At 74.8% G+C, this 18,627-nt stretch carries 14 protein-coding genes; 7 read left to right on the plus strand and 7 right to left on the minus strand.

Annotated features, from left to right (window positions below; translation table 11 throughout):
- Positions 1-40: 40 nt before the first annotated feature.
- The 3 genes from SLAV_RS04990 to SLAV_RS05000 form a co-directional block, all read right to left on the minus strand.
- Positions 41-514, minus strand: a complete 474-nt coding sequence (locus tag SLAV_RS04990; RefSeq protein WP_051841522.1) for an RICIN domain-containing protein — start codon at positions 512-514, stop codon at positions 41-43.
- Positions 515-716: 202 nt separating this feature from the next.
- Positions 717-2,198, minus strand: coding sequence for a serine/threonine-protein kinase (locus tag SLAV_RS04995; protein WP_030241299.1), 1,482 nt, complete (start codon positions 2,196-2,198; stop codon positions 717-719).
- Positions 2,167-2,958: a hypothetical protein gene (locus SLAV_RS05000; RefSeq protein ID WP_030241302.1), complete on the minus strand. Its 792-nt coding sequence runs from the start codon at positions 2,956-2,958 to the stop codon at positions 2,167-2,169. Before SLAV_RS05000 ends, SLAV_RS04995 begins: the two co-directional genes overlap by 32 nt.
- 635 nt (positions 2,959-3,593) lie before the next feature.
- Here SLAV_RS05000 and SLAV_RS05005 point away from each other — a divergent pair.
- The 3 genes from SLAV_RS05005 to SLAV_RS05015 all read left to right on the plus strand — a co-directional run bounded on the left by SLAV_RS05005 (position 3,594) and on the right by SLAV_RS05015 (position 7,640).
- Positions 3,594-5,021: a hypothetical protein gene (locus SLAV_RS05005; RefSeq protein WP_030241304.1), complete on the plus strand. Its 1,428-nt coding sequence runs from the start codon at positions 3,594-3,596 to the stop codon at positions 5,019-5,021.
- Between the two features lie 136 nt (positions 5,022-5,157).
- Positions 5,158-6,411: an AAA family ATPase gene (locus tag SLAV_RS05010; protein ID WP_030241307.1), complete on the plus strand. Its 1,254-nt coding sequence runs from the start codon at positions 5,158-5,160 to the stop codon at positions 6,409-6,411.
- Positions 6,408-7,640: a vWA domain-containing protein gene (locus tag SLAV_RS05015; protein WP_030241309.1), complete on the plus strand. Its 1,233-nt coding sequence runs from the start codon at positions 6,408-6,410 to the stop codon at positions 7,638-7,640. Before SLAV_RS05010 ends, SLAV_RS05015 begins: the two co-directional genes overlap by 4 nt.
- A 42-nt stretch (positions 7,641-7,682) precedes the next feature.
- On the opposite strand, the gene SLAV_RS05020 is transcribed toward SLAV_RS05015, so the two are convergent.
- Positions 7,683-8,099: a Fur family transcriptional regulator gene (locus SLAV_RS05020; RefSeq protein ID WP_030241311.1), complete on the minus strand. Its 417-nt coding sequence runs from the start codon at positions 8,097-8,099 to the stop codon at positions 7,683-7,685.
- Between the two features lie 379 nt (positions 8,100-8,478).
- Between SLAV_RS05020 and katG the strand changes: the two genes are divergently transcribed.
- Positions 8,479-10,710 carry a catalase/peroxidase HPI gene (gene katG, locus SLAV_RS05025; protein WP_030241313.1) on the plus strand — a complete coding sequence of 744 codons (2,232 nt, stop codon included), beginning with the start codon at positions 8,479-8,481 and terminating at the stop codon, positions 10,708-10,710.
- Between the two features lie 56 nt (positions 10,711-10,766).
- On the opposite strand, the gene SLAV_RS05030 is transcribed toward katG, so the two are convergent.
- Together SLAV_RS05030 and SLAV_RS05035 are read right to left on the minus strand one after the other, a co-directional pair.
- On the minus strand, positions 10,767-11,300 hold the full coding sequence (locus tag SLAV_RS05030) for a DM13 domain-containing protein (protein WP_051841523.1): 534 nt from the start codon (positions 11,298-11,300) through the stop codon (positions 10,767-10,769).
- Between the two features lie 168 nt (positions 11,301-11,468).
- Positions 11,469-11,834, minus strand: coding sequence for a gamma-glutamylcyclotransferase family protein (locus SLAV_RS05035; protein WP_030241317.1), 366 nt, complete (start codon positions 11,832-11,834; stop codon positions 11,469-11,471).
- 197 nt (positions 11,835-12,031) lie between these two features.
- Between SLAV_RS05035 and SLAV_RS05040 the strand changes: the two genes are divergently transcribed.
- From SLAV_RS05040 to SLAV_RS05050, 3 genes are all read left to right on the plus strand, one after another.
- Positions 12,032-12,469 carry a DUF7144 family membrane protein gene (locus SLAV_RS05040; protein ID WP_030241320.1) on the plus strand — a complete coding sequence of 146 codons (438 nt, stop codon included), beginning with the start codon at positions 12,032-12,034 and terminating at the stop codon, positions 12,467-12,469.
- 314 nt (positions 12,470-12,783) lie between these two features.
- On the plus strand, positions 12,784-14,718 hold the full coding sequence (locus tag SLAV_RS05045; protein ID WP_051841524.1) for a bifunctional metallophosphatase/5'-nucleotidase: 1,935 nt from the start codon (positions 12,784-12,786) through the stop codon (positions 14,716-14,718).
- Positions 14,719-14,945: 227 nt separating this feature from the next.
- A complete protein-coding gene (locus tag SLAV_RS05050) occupies positions 14,946-15,770 on the plus strand; it encodes an AfsR/SARP family transcriptional regulator (protein WP_234333957.1) in 825 nt (274 codons plus the stop codon).
- Between the two features lie 23 nt (positions 15,771-15,793).
- On the opposite strand, the gene SLAV_RS05055 is transcribed toward SLAV_RS05050, so the two are convergent.
- On the minus strand, positions 15,794-18,625 hold the full coding sequence (locus tag SLAV_RS05055; protein WP_030241327.1) for an ATP-binding protein: 2,832 nt from the start codon (positions 18,623-18,625) through the stop codon (positions 15,794-15,796).
- Positions 18,626-18,627: the final 2 nt, after the last annotated feature.

Genomic DNA, 18,627 nt, shown 5'->3' on the forward strand with positions numbered 1-18,627 from the left:
TGCTCCTTCGTGAGGGGGGTGTGCCGGGGGTGGCAGGGGGTCAGAACCAGCTCTGGTAGGGGGTGTCGTTGCACGCCCACGTACGGAAGCCCAGGGAGCTGTCGTCGATGCACCGGCCGGTGGCCTGGTTCTGGAGGCGGACGCTGCCGTCGCCCCAGACCTTGACCCACCAGCTCTGCTCCGGAGCGGAGCTGCAGCCGCCGACGGTGCGGAACCCGTTGTCGGTGTCCTCCACGCAGCGGCCCGTGTTGACGTTGCGCAGCTGCCTGGTTCCGTCGCCCCAGACGTGCACGGTCCACAGCTGCGGGTTGCTGCCGTTGCAGCTCCAGGTGCGGAACCCGTTGTCGGTGTCGTCCATGCAGCGGCCGGTCGCCTGGTTGCGGAAGCTCTGGACGGCGTCGGCCGGGCGGGCGGGGGCCGCCGAGGCGGTGGGCGCCGCGGTCAGGGCGGTGAGGGAGACGAGGGCGGTGAGGGCAAGGGACCTGCCGGGAAGGGGGGTTCGTGTGATGTGCATCGTGCGGTTCGCTTCCGTCCGTGAGTGGACCCGCGTCGGTGGCGGGCGGGCGTGGGCACGGTCCGCGGACCGGCAGACGGCAAGCTAGCGGCGGGGCCGGGTGCGGGGGCATCCGCAACGTTCCGGAGTGACGGCGGGGAGCGCGGGCCGCAGACTCGGGCTGCCGACACGCGTACGGAGGGTTCCTCGGTGCGGGCGCCCGTCAGTTGACGGGGGTGGGGCGCGGGCATTCGGGAACGGCGGGGCGGTCCTTGGTGCGTACGGCCGGCAGCCAGGCGGTGGGGCGGGCCGCGTCCCCGGGCAGGCGGACCCGGAACCACTCGACGGACACGGCGTCCGATTCGTCGACGATGGGCATCCCCCGGGGGAGGAGGCAGTCCACGGCGAGGACCTCCCCGTCCCACACCCGGGTGGCCACGACGTTGTCCGGGGTGTAGGCCTTGAGCGGGTCGATCGCCAGGCCGAGGCTGCACCGGGGGTTCCGGTCCGTCCGGTTCCGGCACCCCTGCTCGGCGTTGAACACCCGCAGGCTGCCGCTGGCTTCGGCCCGGGCGGCGGCGGGTGCCGCGTCGCGGGCTCCGTGGGGCCAGAGCGCGACGGCCGCGCCGCACACGGCGGCGCCGGCCAGGAGGGCGGCGCGGGCCCGGCGGTGGAGCGGGCGTACGGGCGGGTGTGGGGAGGCCTGAGCCGCGGAGGGCGGCCCCTCGGCGGTCGGAGCCTCCGGGTCCTCCGCGGCCCGGGCGGCGGTGATGCGGTGGAGGAGGGTTTCGGCGGTGTGTGCGGCGCGGGACTCGTGGGTGGGGGCCAGGCAGTCGGTGGCCAGCTCGCGCCAGAACGGCGGTACCGCGTGGTCCGTGCGCAGCGCGGCGCGGCCCTCGGCGTACTCCTGCGCCGCCGCGGCGCGCGCCATCGCGGTGGCGCCCGGGAAGGGCGGGGCACCTCCCGCGAACACCTCGTGGATCACGATGCCGAGGGCCCAGACGTCGGCGCTGGGCCGGACCTGGATGCCGTGTTCGCCGAGCGGGGCCCGTCGGCGTTCGGGCGGGAGGTAGTCCAGGGTGCCCATCGGGGGCGCGTACCCGTGGGTGCCGTGGGTACCGGTCAGTTCGGTGGCGAGGCCGAAGTCGGCGAGCTTGACCGAACCGTCCCGCATCAGCAGGACGTTGTCCGGTTTGAGGTCCCCGTGGACCCAGCCGCTGCGGTGCAGGTGGGCCAGTCCCTCGATGATCCCGGTGATCAGACGGGCTCCTTCGGCCGCGGTCACCGGGGTGGCGAGCCGGTCGCGCAGGCTGCGTTCGGCCCGCTCCATGACCAGCACGATCGCGCCGTCGAGGTACGGGTGGCCGGGTTCGCTCAGCACGAAGGAGTCGAGCAGGCGGATCAGCCGGGGGTGTCCGGCCCGGCGGGCGAGCTCGACCTCCCGCCGGGCGGATTCGGCGATGGCGCGGGCCTGGCGGGGTGCGAGGCCGCCGGTCGGCAGGACCTTGAGGGCGACCTCCCCGGGCGGGTCCCCGGCCACCCCGCCCGCGGGGTCGGGCGGGGCGTCGGCGGCCCGGCGGCCCGCGTGGACCGTGGCCCAGCCGCCGGCTCCGATCGGGCCGGTGACCTCCCACCCTCCGACGCGGTGGCCGGGCGGCAGCGGTTCGCCGCGGTCACTTCCCGAGGCGTCGGCCGGGCGCTGCACCCTCTCCTCCTCCGGCGCGGGGCGGCAGCAGCGCGAGGTGCTCCTCCCGGACCAGCCCGAACCGCAGCGCGAGTCCGACGAGCGCCTCCCGTTTGCCGTTGCGGCGGGGGCCCCGGCCGGGGCCGGTCTCGGCGGGGGCGCTGATCCGCGTCTTCTCGTCGGCGAGGTAGTCGATGTGCGAGCTGACCGCACGGGCCGTCAGCTGCGCGCAGCCGGGCAGGCCGGCGAGCCGGTCGACGATCTCGGGGGTGGTGGGCACCGCGACCGGGGACTCGTCGCGCAGCCGCGGTTCGCAGAGCGCCACCAGCACGAGGAAGTAGATGGCCGTCTCGTCGAGGGAGTACGCCGTCACCGTGGGGCTCCCCCAGGAGCCGCCCGTGGCGGCCGGGTCCAGGTAGACGTGGTCGGGCGCGAACACCTGGAAGGCGACGGTGGCCTCCCCGCGGGTGGGCAGCACGACCCGGGAGAACTCGAAGGGGATCGGGGCCCCGGCCCGTCGCGGCGGCACCCGCAGGTATTCGCCCGCACCCTCCGGGTTCTCCACGAGGTAGCTCTGGGTCGTGCTGTGGTTGCTGAGCTGCCAGTGGTCGTCCGTCACCCGGATCTCCCCGGCGAGCCGGGAGATCGCCGCGTCGACGAGCCGGAGTTCGACGGGGATCGTCTCGGAGCCCCGCCCGAAGCGCGCCGACTCCCCCGGCCCCAGCCGCAGGGTCACCGCGTCACCGCTGCCCCGCGGCAGGTGGATCAGTACCCCGCTCACCGCCCCCTCCTCGCTCCGTGTCACCGGTCGTCACGCGGCGAAGGGTACACAGGCCGGACGGGGGCTCCCGGGGATGCTTTGGCTGCTTTCGTAGCCCCGTGGGCGCTGCCGCGCGGTCCGGCCGGCCGGGTCGTCGGCGCCCCGCGCGGACCCGCCGGGGGCCGTCGGTGCCGTCCGGCGGGTCCGGTCCGGCGGCGGGTCCCGGCCCTGCCCGGTCGGGGGACGCCTGCGAGGGCGGGTCCCGGCCTGGGCGGGCGCGGCGCGTCCCCGCTGGTCAGGGGCCGGTTCGGGGCCGCCCGCCGGTCCGCGCCGGGCGCCGGGTCCCCGGGCGGCCGGCCGGGGCGCACCCGGGGCGGCTGCCGGGGGGCCGGCGGCCGAGCCGCCCTCCGTCCGGGGCCACCGGACGGGCCGGGCGGCGTACCGGCGCCGGTCCCGGGGTCGGCCGGAACGAACCCCGGTCTGGCGGTTTTCCGGCGGGAACCGCGTCAACGCCCTTGACGCCGGGGCCGGTTCCCGCTCCCCGGCCGCCGGTCGGCAAATGCCTGGCCGAAAGGCGCACGGGGCGCTACGATCACCGCGATGATCACCGAAATCCTTCACAGATCGGGGGTCCCGTCCACGCAAGGTGAGCGCTGATGCTCACTCGGAACGTGTACGGGGATTCCCGCCTTTCCCTCTGGCTGCGCGTGCGCGAGTTCGCCGTGCCGGCCTCCCTGATCGAAACCGCCACCGCCCGCCGCCGTGCGGGCGACTGGGCGGGCGCCTGCGCCGCCGCGGGCATCGACGTGGACCTGGACCTGCGCCGGCTGGCGCGCACCCACGGCCGGGACCTCGCGGCGCGGATCCGTGCGGACCTGCGCCATCTGGCTCCCGACCTGCTGCGCTGGCACCTGCCGCGGGTCGCTCCCGACGGGCTGCTGCGTCCCGGGCTGACCCTCACGGTGGCCCGGTACGAGGGCGCGGGGTACGACGGTTCGTGCCCGGTGCACCTCGTGGTGCGGACGCCGCCCGCCTGGGCGGACGGGGGCCAGCGCTTCAGCCTCGCCCTGTACGACCGCTCCCGCCCCGAACCCGGTGAAGCGCGCCATCCCCACCCGCGTCCCGACCGGCGGTTCCGCCTCGACCTGCACCGCCACCTCTGGGACGCGCGCCGCAGCGACGAGCTGCGGCTCCGGGCCGGGGCGGACGTGCCCGCGGCCGGTGGCCCCGTGGTGGGTCCCGAGCTGCCCGGGACGGTGGCGGACGGGCACCACTACGCCGTCGACCGGTGGGCGGCCGAGGCCGGGATCCTGCTCCGGGCCGGGGGCCGCGCCGCCGGAGCCGTCACCGTACGGCTCGGCAGGCGTCGGCACCTGGTGCTCGACCTGGCTCCGGACGGGGACGGCTCCGGGCCGCCCGCGCTCCGGATCACAGCCGTGTCCGGGGACGCGGCGGCCTCCGTGACCGGGGGCCGCGGTGCGCGCGTCCTGCCCGTCCTGCCGGACGCGGCGACCTGGGTGCCGCCCGACCTGGAACTGCTGCGCTCCGGACTGATCGGGGCCGGGCGGCTCCACCCGCTGGTCGCCGCCGCCCTGGAGCGCGGGTACCGGCCGGCCGCCGGACCGGTGCGGGACCCGTCCCCGCCCGGAGGACCCCGGTTCGTCGAGTGCCGGGGCGCCCGGCACCGGATCGGCCCGGTCGGCGGGGTGCTGACCGCGATGGACCACCACCCGGACGAGATCCGGCGCGAGGAACTGCTGGTGGCGCTGGGCGGGACTCCCCTGCCCTGCCTGCGCGCCATCGACGAGGCGCACCGCCGTCCCGACTGCCTCACCGGGGTCCGCGAGCGCCTCGACCACGGGGACACCGCCGGTGCGCTGGCCGTCGTGGAGGGGCTGCTCGGTCCCGGCGCGGTGCTGCGGGGCGGGGCCCTGCGGGACGAGCTCCTGGCGGCGGCGCAGCGGCGCCTCGCGTACGGGCTGTTCCGGGCGGGCCTGGCCGGGCCCGGACCCGGCCGCCTCGTCGATGGTCCGAGCCGTCCGCGCGGCCACCGCCCGCGCCCCCGGCTCGCGACCGCCCGCTGACCCCTCGGACCGACGTCCGCCTACCTGCCGTGCCCGCCGTGCCCGCCGTGCCCGCCCTGCCCGCCCTGCCCTCCGTGCCCGCCGTGCCCGCGCTCCTCCCTTCCCGCCGCCTTCCGCGAACCCACAGGTGATCGATATGTCTACTCCGTCCCCGTACGCCCCCGCGCAGCCCGGCCCTACGGCCCCGTCCGCCCGGCTCGATGTCGCCGGTGACCTGCTGGCCCTCCTGCGCGAGACCACCACCGAACCCCGTCCCGACCTCCAGCTGGAGGCGCTCACCCTGGCCGTGGCCGCCGATCTGCCCGTGCTGCTGTGGGGCGAGCCGGGGATCGGCAAGACCGCCGCCCTGACGCAGCTCGCCACGGCCCTGGACCTGCCGCTGACCACGGTGATCGCCAGCGTTCACGAGCCGTCCGACTTCTCCGGACTGCCCGTCATCGGCGACGATCCCGCCGTCCAGGGCGTGCCGATGGCTCCCCCGGACTGGGCCGTGCGCCTCGTACGGGCCGGCCGGGGGCTGCTGTTCCTGGACGAACTGTCCACCGCGCCGCCGGCCGTGCAGGCCGCCCTGCTGCGCCTGGTGCTGGAGCGCAGGATCGGCGCGCTGCAACTGCCGCCCGGGGTAAGGATCGTGGCCGCCGCCAACCCGCGGTCCTCGGCGGCCGACGGCTGGGAGCTGAGCCCGCCCCTGGCCAACCGGTTCGTCCACCTCCAGTGGACCCACGACCACGAGGTCGTCGTACGCGGCCTCGGCGGGACCTGGCCCCGCGCGACCCTGCCGACGCTGGACCCCGGACGGCTGCCGGAGGCCGTGGCCTTCGCCCGCCGCGTGGTGTGCGGGCTGCTCACGGCCCGGCCCGAACTGGTCCACCGGCTGCCGGGCAGCGAGGCCCGCCGGGGCGGCCCCTGGCCTTCGCCGCGGAGCTGGGACATGGCCCTGTGCCTCACCGCCTTCGCGACGGCCGCCGGTTCCTCCCGGGACGTGCTCTCCCTGCTGGTCCGGGGCACCGTGGGGGACGGTCCGGGCCTGGAACTGCTGGCCTGGCTGGACCGCATGGACCTCCCGGACCCGGAGACGCTGCTCGCGGACCCGGCCGGTGCCTCGCTGCCGGAACGGGGGGACCTGAGGCAGACCGTGCTCGACGCGGTGGTGGCCGCCGTCAGGGCGCGCCCGGAGCGCTCCCGCTGGGACGCGGCGTGGGCGCTGCTGGTCCGGGCCCTGGAGACGGGGGCCCCGGACCTGGTGGTGGTGCCCGCGACGACCCTCGCCTCGCTGCGCCGGGAGGACTGGGACGTGCCACCGGCGATCGAGCGGCTCGCCGGGGTGGTGGCGCTGTCCCGGCGCGCCGACCGGGCGGCGGCCCGGGTCGCGGACCGGGCCGGCGCGTGACCGGGGCCCGCACCGTGACGCCGACCCTCGAAAAGCTGTTCGCGGCCCGGCTGTGCGCCGTGCGGGCTCGGCCGTACCTGGCGACGGCGTTGTTCGCCCTGCACGTCGTGGAGTCGCCGCGGGTGCCGACGATGGCCGTGGACCGGCACTGGCGGTGCTACGCCTCGCCCGGGTTCGTGGAGCGCACCCCGGTGGAGGAGCTCGCCGCCGTATGGGTCCACGAGGTGTCGCACCTGCTGCGCGACCACCACGGGCGCTGTGACCGGCTGGCGCGGGAAGGCGGGCAGGCCGGGCCCGCTGAGCGGCTGCGGATGAACATCGCCGCGGACTGCGAGATCAACGACGACGCCTTCGGCGACGGGCTGGTGACACCCGAAGGGGCGGTCACACCGGAGACCCTGGGGCTGTCCCCCGGGGAGCTGATGGAGGACTACCTGCGCCGGTTCAGCCTCGGGGCGGGCACCCTGCACCTGACCTGGCTGGACTGCGGGAGCGGGGCCGACGGACTGGACCGCGAGTGGGACCTGGGCCCGGACGGCGCCCACGGGCTCAGCGAGCAGGAGAAGGACGCGGTCCGCTTCCGGGTGGCCCAGGGCATCACCGGCCGCCCGGGCAGGGCCTCGCGGGCGTGGCGGCGGTGGGCGGACGAGGCGTTCCACCCGGCGCAGCCGTGGCGGGAGCTGCTGGGGGCGGCGCTGCGCTCGGCCGTCGCCGGATCCGGCGCGGGCGAGGACTACACGTACGGGCGTCCCTCGCGGCGCTCGGCCGGGGTGCCGGGCGCCGTCCTGCCCAGCCTGCGGCGCAGACCGCCCCGGGTCAGCGTGATCATCGACACCTCCGCTTCGGTGAGCGACGCCGAACTGGGCAGCGCGCTCCTCGAAGTCACCGCGATCTCCCGTGCCGTGGGCGGCCGCCGCGATCTCGTCACCGTGCTGGCGTGCGACGCGGCGGCCCGGGTGGCGGAACCGCTGTCGCGTGCCGAGGGGTTCGCGCTGGTGGGCGGTGGGGGCACCGATCTGCGCGCGGGTTTCGCCCGCGCGCTGCGCACGAGCCCCCGGCCGGACGTGATCGTGGTGCTGACCGACGGGCAGACCCCCTGGCCGGCGGACCCTCCCGGGTGCCGGACGGTGGTCGGCCTCTTCCCCCGGGAGAGTGCGTGGCGGGAGGACGACCCCGACTGGGTTCCGGACGCGCCGCCCGCCTGGGCCCGGGTGGTGGAGATCGGGTAGACGGCCTCGCCCTCCGGCCCGCACGGGGGGGGCGGGTGGGGGTCAGCCGCGGGCGCAGGCGGGGCACAGGCCCCGGTAGGTGACCTGGACCCCGGAGACGGTGAAGCCGAACCGTTCGCCGGCCGGCAGCTGCTCCAGCGGGTCGCCGGTGGGGTGGACGTCGCGGATGAGGCCGCAGCCGGAGCAGACGAGGTGCTCGTGCTGCCGGTGCGCGTTGGGGTCGTAGCGCTTGGCCCGGCCGTCGGTGGAGACCTCGACGACCTCCCCGAGGGAGACCAGCTCGCCCAGGGCGTTGTAGACGGTCGCCCGGGAGATCTCGGGCAGTCGCTCCACCGCGCGGGCGTGCACCTCGTCGGCCGTGAGGTGCACGTGGTCGCCGTCGAGGACCTCCGCGACGACCCGCCGCTGGGACGTCAGGCGCCAGCCGCGCTCTCTCAGGCGTTCCAGCAGGTCACTCATGTCGGCTCACCCGTTCGGGTCGGCCGGATGCCGGGAGCGTGGCGACGGTCGCCCGGGATCCGGGAGGACAGGGTCTTGGTGTTCTTCTTGACTTGGATTCTGTCCATCGTAGGATCGGATTCGTAGATAGCCAAGGGACAGGAAGACTCCAGAGCGGCAGGAGATCGGATCCGTGACGGACCATCGCCGAGGAGCCGCACGGCCTCGGCCCGCAGGTACCGGCCGCCCGTTTCCCCTCGCTCGACCGTCCGCGCCGTGGCCCCCGTGATGTCACGGCGGCCGACGGGACCGAGCCCGTTCACCCGGGGCCCCGCGCCCCGGCCCCTTCACCGCATGCAGTTTTCCAGCGTTGTGATCCACCAGGTCCGGAAGGATTCCCATGTCTGAGAACCACGATGCAATCGTCACAGACGCGCAGTCGGAGGGCGCGGGCGGCTGCCCGGTCGCCCACGGCCGCGCTCCGCACCCGACCCAGGGCGGTGGCAACCGCCAGTGGTGGCCCGAGCGCCTCAATCTGAAGATCCTCGCCAAGAACCCCGCCGTGGCGAACCCCCTCGGTGAGGAGTTCGACTACGCGGAGGCCTTCAAGACCCTCGACCTGCCCGCCGTGAAGCGGGACATCGCCGAGGTGCTCACCACCTCGCAGGACTGGTGGCCCGCCGACTTCGGCCACTACGGTCCGTTCATGATCCGCATGGCCTGGCACAGCGCCGGCACCTACCGGATCAGCGACGGCCGCGGCGGCGCCGGGGCCGGTCAGCAGCGCTTCGCGCCCCTGAACAGCTGGCCGGACAACGGCAACCTCGACAAGGCCCGCCGCCTGCTGTGGCCGGTCAAGAAGAAGTACGGCCAGAGCCTGTCCTGGGCCGACCTGATGATCCTGACCGGCAACGTCGCCCTGGAGCAGATGGGCTTCGAGACCTTCGGCTTCGGCGGCGGCCGCGCCGACGTCTGGGAGCCGGACGAGGACGTGTACTGGGGCCCCGAGACCACCTGGCTCGACGACGAGCGCTACACCGGCGACCGCGAGCTGGAGAACCCCCTCGGCGCGGTCCAGATGGGCCTCATCTACGTCAACCCGGAAGGCCCCAACGGCAACCCGGACCCGCTCGCCGCGGCCCGCGACATCCGCGAGACCTTCCGCCGGATGGCGATGAACGACGAGGAGACGGTCGCCCTGATCGCGGGCGGTCACACCTTCGGCAAGACCCACGGCGCGGGTCCGGCGGAGAGCGTCGGCGACGACCCCGAGGCCGCCCCGATCGAACAGCAGGGCTTGGGCTGGAAGAACTCGTACGGCACCGGCAAGGGCGCCGACGCGATCACCAGCGGTCTGGAGGGCATCTGGACGAACACCCCGATCACCTGGGACAACAGCTTCTTCGACATCCTGTTCGGCTACGAGTGGGAGCTCTTCAAGAGCCCGGCCGGTGCGAACCAGTGGCGCCCGAAGGACGGCGCCGGGGCCGGTACCGTGCCGGACGCCCACGACGCGTCGAAGAGCCACGCCCCGACGATGCTGACGACCGACCTCTCGCTGCGGATCGACCCGGCCTACGAGCAGATCTCCCGGCGCTTCCACGAGAACCCGGCGGAGTTCGCCGACGCCTTCGCCCGCGCCTGGTTCAAGCTGACCCACCGCGACATGGGCCCGGTCGTGCGCTACCTCGGCCCCGAGGTCCCGTCCGAGACGCTGCTGTGGCAGGACCCGCTGCCCGCGGTGACGCACGAGCTCGTCGACGCGGCGGACGTCGCCGCCCTCAAGCAGCAGGTCCTCGCCTCGGACCTGACGGTGTCCCAGCTCGTCTCGACCGCGTGGGCCGCCGCGTCCTCCTTCCGCGGCAGCGACAAGCGCGGTGGCGCCAACGGCGCCCGGGTGCGTCTCCAGCCGCAGGTTGGCTGGGAGGTCAACGAGCCCGACCAGCTGGCTTCGGTGCTGCGCGTCCTGGAGGGCATCCAGGCCTCCTTCAACTCGGCGCAGGGCGACGGCAAGCGGATCTCGCTCGCCGACCTGATCGTGCTGGCCGGCGCCGCCGCCGTGGAGCAGGGCGCCAAGGACGCCGGCTTCGACGTGGTGGTCCCCTTCACGCCGGGCCGTGCGGACGCCACCCAGGAGCAGACCGACGTGGAGTCGTTCGCCGCGCTGGAGCCGGCGGCCGACGGGTTCCGCAACTACCTCGGGAAGGGCAACCGCCTGCCGGCCGAGTACCTGCTGATCGACCGGGCCAACCTGCTGAACCTGAGCGCGCCGGAGCTGACGGTCCTCGTCGGCGGCCTGCGCGTGCTGGGCGCGAACCACCAGCAGTCCGCGCACGGCGTGTTCACCAAGACCCCGGGGTCCCTGACCAACGACTTCTTCGTCAACCTGCTCGACCTGGGCACGACGTGGACGGCCGCGTCGGGCGACCAGAGCACCTTCGAGGGCCGCGACGCCTCCACCGGCGCGGTCAAGTGGACCGGCACCCGCGCCGACCTGGTCTTCGGGTCGAACTCGGAGCTGCGCGCCATCGCCGAGGTGTACGCGGGCGACGACGCGAAGGAGAAGTTCGTCAAGGACTTCGTCGCCGCCTGGGACAAGGTCATGAACCTGGACCGGTTCGACCTGGTCTGAGTACGACGTCCGGGCCGGCCCCGCGCGGGCCGGCCCGGACGCCCCGCCGCCGTGGGTCACACGGCGGTGAGGGGGGCCGCGCCGAAGGAGACGTCGAAGCGATCACACCAGATGGTGATGCTGGTGTACTCGGCGGGGTCCACGCCGGCGGGGATCGGGTAGTTCTGGTCGCCCTTGTTCCCCTTGAGCCTGCCCAGGCTCAGGTGCTTGCCGTCGTCGAAGACCCGCCAGCCCGCCGTGCCCTCCTTGACCGGCGCGTCGGTGATCCAGACCCGCAGGTCGGGGCCGCTGCTCGTGTCCAGGCCCTCCAGCCGCAGGGTGTGGCTGCCGTCGGGGAGACGGATGATCCTGGCCGTACCCGTGGTGGTGTGCTCGTGGCTGATCAGAGCGCCTTCGGCGACCGTACGCGGCCCGGCGGGAGCGGACCGGGATGAGGCCGGGGCGGGCCCGGCGACCGGAAGGGCCTCGCGGACGGTGTCGTCCTGCCACAGCTTCCACGGCTGGAACCAGTAGAGACCGATCCCCAGCACCGCCGTCACCGCGATCAGTACCGCGCTCACCGCTCCCCGGCGCCGTTTCTTCGTGGCCACCGCACTCCGCCTTCCCTCGCTCTTGCGTCTCCCGCCATTCAACGGTGCCGGAACCCCCGGTGACAGGGCCGGCACCATGACGGAAGTCTTACGGGGACCGGCCCCCGCGCCGGGGCCCGCGCCGGGGCCCGCGCCGGGGCCCGCGCCGGGGCCCGCGCCCGGGCGGGCTCAGCCCGCGTCGGCTGCCGGTGCGGCGAGGTAGGCCCATGCCTTCGTGCCCGAGCTCAGGACGACCTCGGTCCGGGCGTAGTCGTCGACCTCGTAGTCGTCCGCCGAGGCGAGCTCCGCGTCGGTGATCGAGAACACGGTGCCGTCGACGGCGTCCGCCGGCGCGTCCGAGGCGATCACGAGGGGGTGCCGGTCGGAGCCGCTGGCCGCTATGACCTCGGGGTCCGTGATGGTGACGTAGGTGGTCCGGTACCCGGGCAGCGCGTCCGGGCGGCCGTCGAGCGGCCTTCCGAACCGGGCCAGCTGGACCTCCGGGGACTGGAGGGTCCCGTACGAGAACAGCAGGTGGGTGGTGGGAGCGGTCATGGGGACAACCTCCTCGAATCTGCGCCGACTTGGCCGCCCCAACCTATCGGAGCCGGGCAACCCGCCGATCATGGACCGCCGCGGGCGGCCCGCCGGAATTCACCCGAACGGCCGCGCTCCGGTGTCCCCCCGCCGGGGCCGGCCGAACGATGGGACTGCCTGCCGGAAGCGGCGTCCCTCGGTTCAAGGAGCATTCCGTGTCCCAACAGAGCACCACCCCCAGGTCTCCCCAGCCCCACAGCGCCAGCGGCGCCTGGGCCGCGGGCGGCACGATGTTCGCCGCCGTCCTCCTCCTCGTGGACGGCGTCCTCGGCGTGATCAAGGGCATCTCCGGAATCGCGCAGGACGAGGTCTACACGCGGCTGGGTTCGTACGTGTTCAAGTTCAACGTCCAGGCGTGGGGCTGGATCCACCTGCTGCTCGGCGTCGTGCTGCTCGTCGTCGGCGTCGGGCTCCTCAAGGGCGCCGGCTGGGCCCGTGTCATGGGTGTGGCGCTGGCCTCCATCAACGTGATCTTCGACTTCATGTGGCTGCCCTACACGCCGCTGTGGGCGCTCGTCTCGATCGCGATCTCCCTGTTCGTGATCTGGGCCCTGTGCACGGACAGCAGCCGCACGAGCACCCGCACCGCCTGACCGCTCCTCCCACCGTGCCGCCGATACGGGCCCCGCTCAGCGGGGCCCGTATCCGTGTGCGCGCCCGGAACACCGGCCGGAGGTCCCTGGCCGGCCACGATCGGGTGGATCCTCGGCGGGAGCCCGCGGAGGTCCGGGCGGGTGTGCACGATGTCGTACGGGGTCCGGGGTGGGGAAGGCCCCGGGGGCGGGGACGGGGAGTTCGTCCCGGGTTCGCCCTTAGGGCGCGTTCCGCACACCGGTTGGCCTTGCGGGCCGGGAAGACCGGTGCTCGAACGTTTCCAGCAGCGCTCGTACCTCGCAGGGGAGTGTCCATGAACGGACTGGGCCGGCGCGTGTTCCTGACCGCGGCGGGGGCCGTCGGCGTGCGTGCCGTCACGGGTACCGCCGCCGCTGCCACCCGGGCGGCGCTCGACGCCGTCAGCGGAGCCGGGTACGTGGACGTGCAACTGCTGAACATAACCGACTTACACGGCTACTTGAGCGCTCCGCCCGCCCGGGACGCCGTGATCACCGGGGCGGGCGGGCAGACGTACACGGTGGGCGGGGTCGCGTACATGGCCACGCATCTGCGGCGGCTGCGGGAGGGACGCGCCAACTCCTTCTTCTTCGCGCCGGGCGATCTCTTCTCGGGCTGGGAGTTCCCCGCGTTCGCGCTGTCCGACGAGCCGACCATCGAGGCGCTCAACCTGATGGGGCTGGACTTCGCGACGGCCGGGAACCACGAGTTCGACCGTACCCCCGGGTTCGTCGTCCAGCACATGGAACAGGGCCTCCCGTACGAGGGCGAGGGGCGCACGAACACGTTCCCGGACTCACTGGGCCGGCGCTTCCACGGCGCCGACTTCCGCTACTACAGCGCCAACGCCGTCGCGGCTCCGGGCGGGGCGACCGTACTCCCCCCGTACCACGTCGAGTGGGTGAGCGCCCCCGGCGGACGGCAGTTGCCCCTCGGCTTCATCCACCTCACCGCCCTGGGCACGGAACGGTTCTCCAACTCCTTCCAGCCGGGCCTGACCACGCTCGACGAGCTGTCCGCCGCGAACCGCTGTGCCGCGGAACTCAAGGCCCGCGGGGTCAACGCGATCGTGCTCAGCATGCACGACGGCGCGGTGGCCGGGTCCGCCTTCGACTCGGGCAGCGACCCGAGCGGGCCGGCGTACGACCTGGCGCTGCGCGTGTCCGCGGACATCGACGCGATCGTGACGGGGCACTGGCACTGTGCCTTCACGATGATGCTCCCCGATCCCTCCGGACGGCTGAGGCCGTTCGTCGAGGCGGGCTGCCACGGCCAGATCGTCAACGAGATCACCCTGCGCCTCGACCCCGTGACCGGTGCGGTGGTCCGGGAGCTGACCACGTCGACGAACCACCCCAACACCCGTGGCGTGGAGCCCGATCCGCAGATGCGGAAGGTGGTCGACTACTGGAAGGGGTACGCCACCCGGTACGCGGGCGCGACGATCGGCCGGCAGCGGGCCTCGTTCCGCCGCGTCCTGTCACCGGTCGGGGAGAGCACGATGGGCAACCTGGTGGCCGACTGGGCGCTGTGGGCCTCGCGGCAGCCCGCGGACTCCTTCGACACCAGCCCGCGTCCCGAAGCGGGCGGAGCGGACCTGGCGTTGATCGCGCTGGCCCCGCGGACCGGCCGGAGCCTGATCAACACGGACCTGCTCCTCGGGTCCGCCACGGAGGATCCCGTCAGCTTCGAACGGGCCTGGCGGGCCGTCGGGTACGGCAGTCCGCTGGTCACGGCGTCGGTCACCGGACAGCAGCTCCACGACACCCTGGAACAGCAGTGGGCGCCCGACGGGCGGGGCGGGCTGACGTACGCGCCGCTCGCGGTCTCCGCCAACGTGCGGTACTCCTTCGACGCGTCGGGGGCGGCCGGTGACCGGGTGGCGCCCGCCGACGTGCTCATCGGGGGCTCCGCGCTGCGCCCGGACGGCACGTACCGGGTGGTGACGTCCTCGTACACGCTGACCGGGCAGGACGGGTACCCGGCCCTCGGCGGGTTCCGGGATCCGGCCCGGCACCGGCGGGACACCGACAGCTTCGTCGCGTACGTCGCCGCGCTGGGCACGCTGCGCGCGGTGTCGACCGGCCGGGTGTCGATGAAGGGCGGAGCGCTGTCGGCCGGCCGGCCGGGCCGGCTGGTCCCCCTGGGCGAACCGGTCCCGTCGGTACCGGCTCCGGTGGCGGCCGCCGAGGCCGCCGCGGGCCGCACCGGGGGCCGTCCGGTGTGCTGAGCACTCCGTAAGGCACGGGTGAGGGGCACGTCATATGCCGTTCCGAGGATGAACGGCGTGGAACCCATCGTGTGTCGGACTGACCCTGGAGGACGCCAGGACGCTCCCGTCGGCGGTGCGCCGTCGGCCCCCGCCTCCGTACCGCCTCCGGTGGTTCGGACCGTACCGCACCGCAGGCTTTTCCCGATTCGTTGACCCGTTCGACGGCCGCTGGCTAGGTTGGAATTGTGCCCGGACGGCAGGAATGGGCGATTCGGCTCGCCGAAGAGATCGGAGCAGCGGTGCGATACAGGATTCTCGGGAAACTTCACGTCGCGAACGAGGGAAAGCGGTTCTACCTCTCGGCCCGCAAGAAGGAAATCGTACTGGCCGCCCTTTTGGCGAGGGCGAACCACGTGGTACCGCTCGACGAGTTGATTTCCGAGATCTGGGGCCAGGAGTCACCGTTACGGGCCACCACCGCGATCCATGTGCGTATCTGCGAGCTGCGGAAATTCCTGAGGTCCTGCGGAATAGCGGAGGGGCCGATCGTCACCCGCTCGCCCGGCTACTTCATCCGTGTCGAGCCGGGGGAGCTCGATGTCGAGAGGTTCGGTCAACTGGCTGCTCAGGGCCGCGCGGCGGCGCGGGCGGGGCAGCACAACGAGGCCGTGGAGCAGTTGCGCGCCGCACTGGAACTGACCCAGGACACGCCTCTGGGGGGCCTGCGAAGCGGTCCGATCATCAACGGCTTCGTGACCTGGCTCGACGAAACCACGCTGGATTGCACGGAATTGCTGATGGAGTCGGAACTCGCCCTGGGCGGGCACCGGGAAACGGTCAGCCGGCTGTACGCGCTCTTCGGACGGCACCCTTTGCACGAGGCGTTCCACCGGCAGCTCATGCTGGCGCTCTACCGGTGCGACCGGCGGGCGGACGCCCTGCACGTCTACCGGGTCGCCCGCGATGTCCTGAAGGAAGAACTCGGACTCGATCCCTGCCTCGCGACGCGCCGCATTCACCACGCCATTCTCGCCGCCGACAATCCCCGCCTCGCGCGCATACCGGCGTAGGCCGGTCCGGTCCGCCCGGTTCGTCAGCGCGTTTCGAGGGCCTCCAGCGCCTCCGGCAGTTCGGACCGGCCGGAAACCGTCAGCTTGCGGTAGACGACCGTGAGGTGCTTCTCCACCGCGCGGCGCGTGACGCCCAGTTCGTCGGCGATGTCGCGGTTCGACAGTCCCCGTGCGGCCAGCCCGGCGACCTTCAGCTGGATCCGGGTCGGGGCCGCCGCCCGGTCCGCCGCGGGGCCGCCCGGCAGGTTCCGGGCGCGGGCCGCGAGGTCCGGCAGGCCGCACGCCGCGGCGAGGGCGCCGCCCTCCCGCAGCAGGCTCCTCGCGCCGGGGTCCCCGTCGGCGGCCGCCCGTGCGCCGAGCTGTACGAGCGCCCTGGCCAGCTCCAGGCGGTGGTGCGAGCCGCGCAGCACGGCCACCGCCTCCCGCAGCAGGTCCGTCCCCCGTTCCCCGTCGGTCAACACGCCCCGCAGGCGCAGCGCCCTGCCGAGGACGGCCGGGGCGCCCCAGGCCCGCGCGCGCTCGTACTCGTCGCGCATCAGCTCCGCGGCCGCCTCCGTCTCGCCCAGGCGGCGGTGCGCCAGGGCCGCCCAGGGCCGCCAGGGGCCGAGGGCGGGGTTGTGCCAGCCGGCCCGCTCCAGCCGTCTGCCGCAGGCCAGGAAGTGGTCCAGGGCGGTGGCCTCGTCGCGCCGGTGGTAGGCGCGGACGCCCTGGAGCAGCTGGTGGGTGACGTTGCGGTACACCCCGGCGGTGTCCGCGGCGCCGGGGGCCGTCTCCCGGGCCAGGAGCCGGTCGGCCGCCCGCGGGTCCCCGGTCTCGATGGCCACGAGCGCCAGCGCGACGTCCGCGGCCGCGTCGGCCCCCCACCGCTGCCCGGCGGTCTCGTGGGCCCGCAGCGCCAGGGCTTCGGCCCGTACCGCGTCCCCGGACCACAGCAGGGTCACGGCGAGTTCGCTGCCGGCCAGCACCTGCGCCACCGGGGCCTTCAGGCGTACCGCGCGGGCCAGGAGGGTCTCCAGCCACCCGGGCAGGTCGGCCGGTTCGTCCGCCGCGAGCAGCGTGACCGCCAGCAGCGGCAGGGCCGTGTACGGCAGTTCGGGCACGGCCGGGGTGCGCTCCAGGATCCGCCGGGCCAGCCGGACGGCGGCCTCGCGCTCGATCCGCCCGGCCGCCACCGCGTCGTGCAGCAGTACGGTCGCCAGCTCGCGGTCGGCTCCGGTGTCGAGGGCGGGCTCCGGGCCCAGCCCGCGCAGCCGTTCCACCGACCGGGCGAGCCGTTCGGGCGTGGCGGGCTGCGTCCAGCGGACCCTGGCCTCCAGGCGCAGCGCCACCTCCGGGCGGGCTCCGTCCTGCTCCCCGCCGGGGGCGTAGGAGGCCGACTCGCGCCGGATCAGCTCGGCGGTGTGCGGCGGCGCGGTGTCGAACAGGGGCGGCGGGACGCGCAGGAGGGCCGCGGCCCGTCGCGCGGCCGAGGGCAGCAGGGGCACCGCCTGGGAGATGTGCCGGGTGGCCATCCAGGGGTCGAGGTTGCGCTCGACGCCGGCCAGGTCGACCAGGACCGCGGCGCGGTCCTCGCCGTCGGTGGACGCGTCCCGCAGGGCCCGGCGCAGGTACCCCACGGCCTCCTCGGGCGCACCGCGGTCGAGCGCGGCGTCGGCCGCCGCGCGCAGCGCGGTCACCGCCCAGGCGCTGTCGGCCGGGCCGGACGGCGGTGTGACCATGAGCCGGGCCGCGACCTGTTCGGCCGGGTGCCCGTTCCGGTGGAGCAGGGCCGCCGCCCGGCCGGTGAGCCGTTGGAGCTCCTCGGCCGGGATGGTCTCCTCGGCCGCGTCCCGGACCACCGGGTGGACGAAGGCCGGTGCCGTGCGGCCGGGGCCGCGGGTGAGCAGGCCCAGGCGGCGCAGCGCGCGTTCGGCGGTGCGGCAGTCCACGGCGTCCAGCTCCGCCAGGGCGCCGGTCAGCCCCGGTTCGGCCTGGTCCCCGAGGACGGCCATGGCCCGTGCGAACCCGATGACCGGGGAGGGCAGTTGTTCCAGGCGCAGGGCGAGGCGTTCGCGCAGGACGGGCGGCCGCAGGCGCAGCGCCGACGAGGCGTCCGCGCCGAACGGGCGCAGTCCCGCCTGCCGCATGCTGTCGCCGACGGACACGGCGAGCATCGGGCTGCCCGCGAAGGCCTCGTGGCAGGCCTGGCCGAACGCGTCGTGGACCGGTACGCCGAGGCGGCTTTCCACGACGGCGCGGACGGCGGCCGGGGACAGCGGTCGCAGCCGCAGCGTGCGCCCGCCGCCGGTGAGGAGCTCGCGCACGGCGGGCCGGTCGGCGCAGGGATCGCCGTCGGCGACGGTCAGGACGAGGGTCACCGGCCGGGCGGTGGGCCGTCTGGCGAGGTAGCCCAGCCAGCGCAGGGAGTCCGCGTCCGCCCACTGGAGGTCGTCCACCAGGACCGCCAGCGGCTGGTCGGCGGCGATGCGTTCGGCCAGCGCGCGCAGGTCCCGCAGGAGGTGCGGGTACCCCTCCGCGGCCGGTGCGGGCGCCCCGCCCACGACGGCCCAGGCGGCGGCCCCGCCCCCGTCGAGCCACCGGTCGCGGACGGGGGGCCGCGCACCGGCGAGGACGGGCTCCAGGATCTGGCGCACCACGCCGAAGGCGAAGTCCCGTTCGGACGGGGCCGCGTCGGCCCGCAGGACCCTGGTCCGCTCCCGCGCCGCCAGTGGTGCGAGGTGGTCGAGCAGCTCCGTCTTGCCCGAGCCGAGGGCGCCGGTGACGAGGACGGGGGCGCCCGATCCTGCTCCGGGGTCCTTGGCGGCGCGCAGGGCCTCGGCCACCGCGCGCAGCTCGGCGTCGCGTTCGAGGAGCATCC

The organism is Streptomyces lavendulae subsp. lavendulae (genome assembly GCF_002803845.1).
GTDB classification, from domain to species: Bacteria; Actinomycetota; Actinomycetes; order Streptomycetales; family Streptomycetaceae; genus Streptomyces; species Streptomyces lavendulae.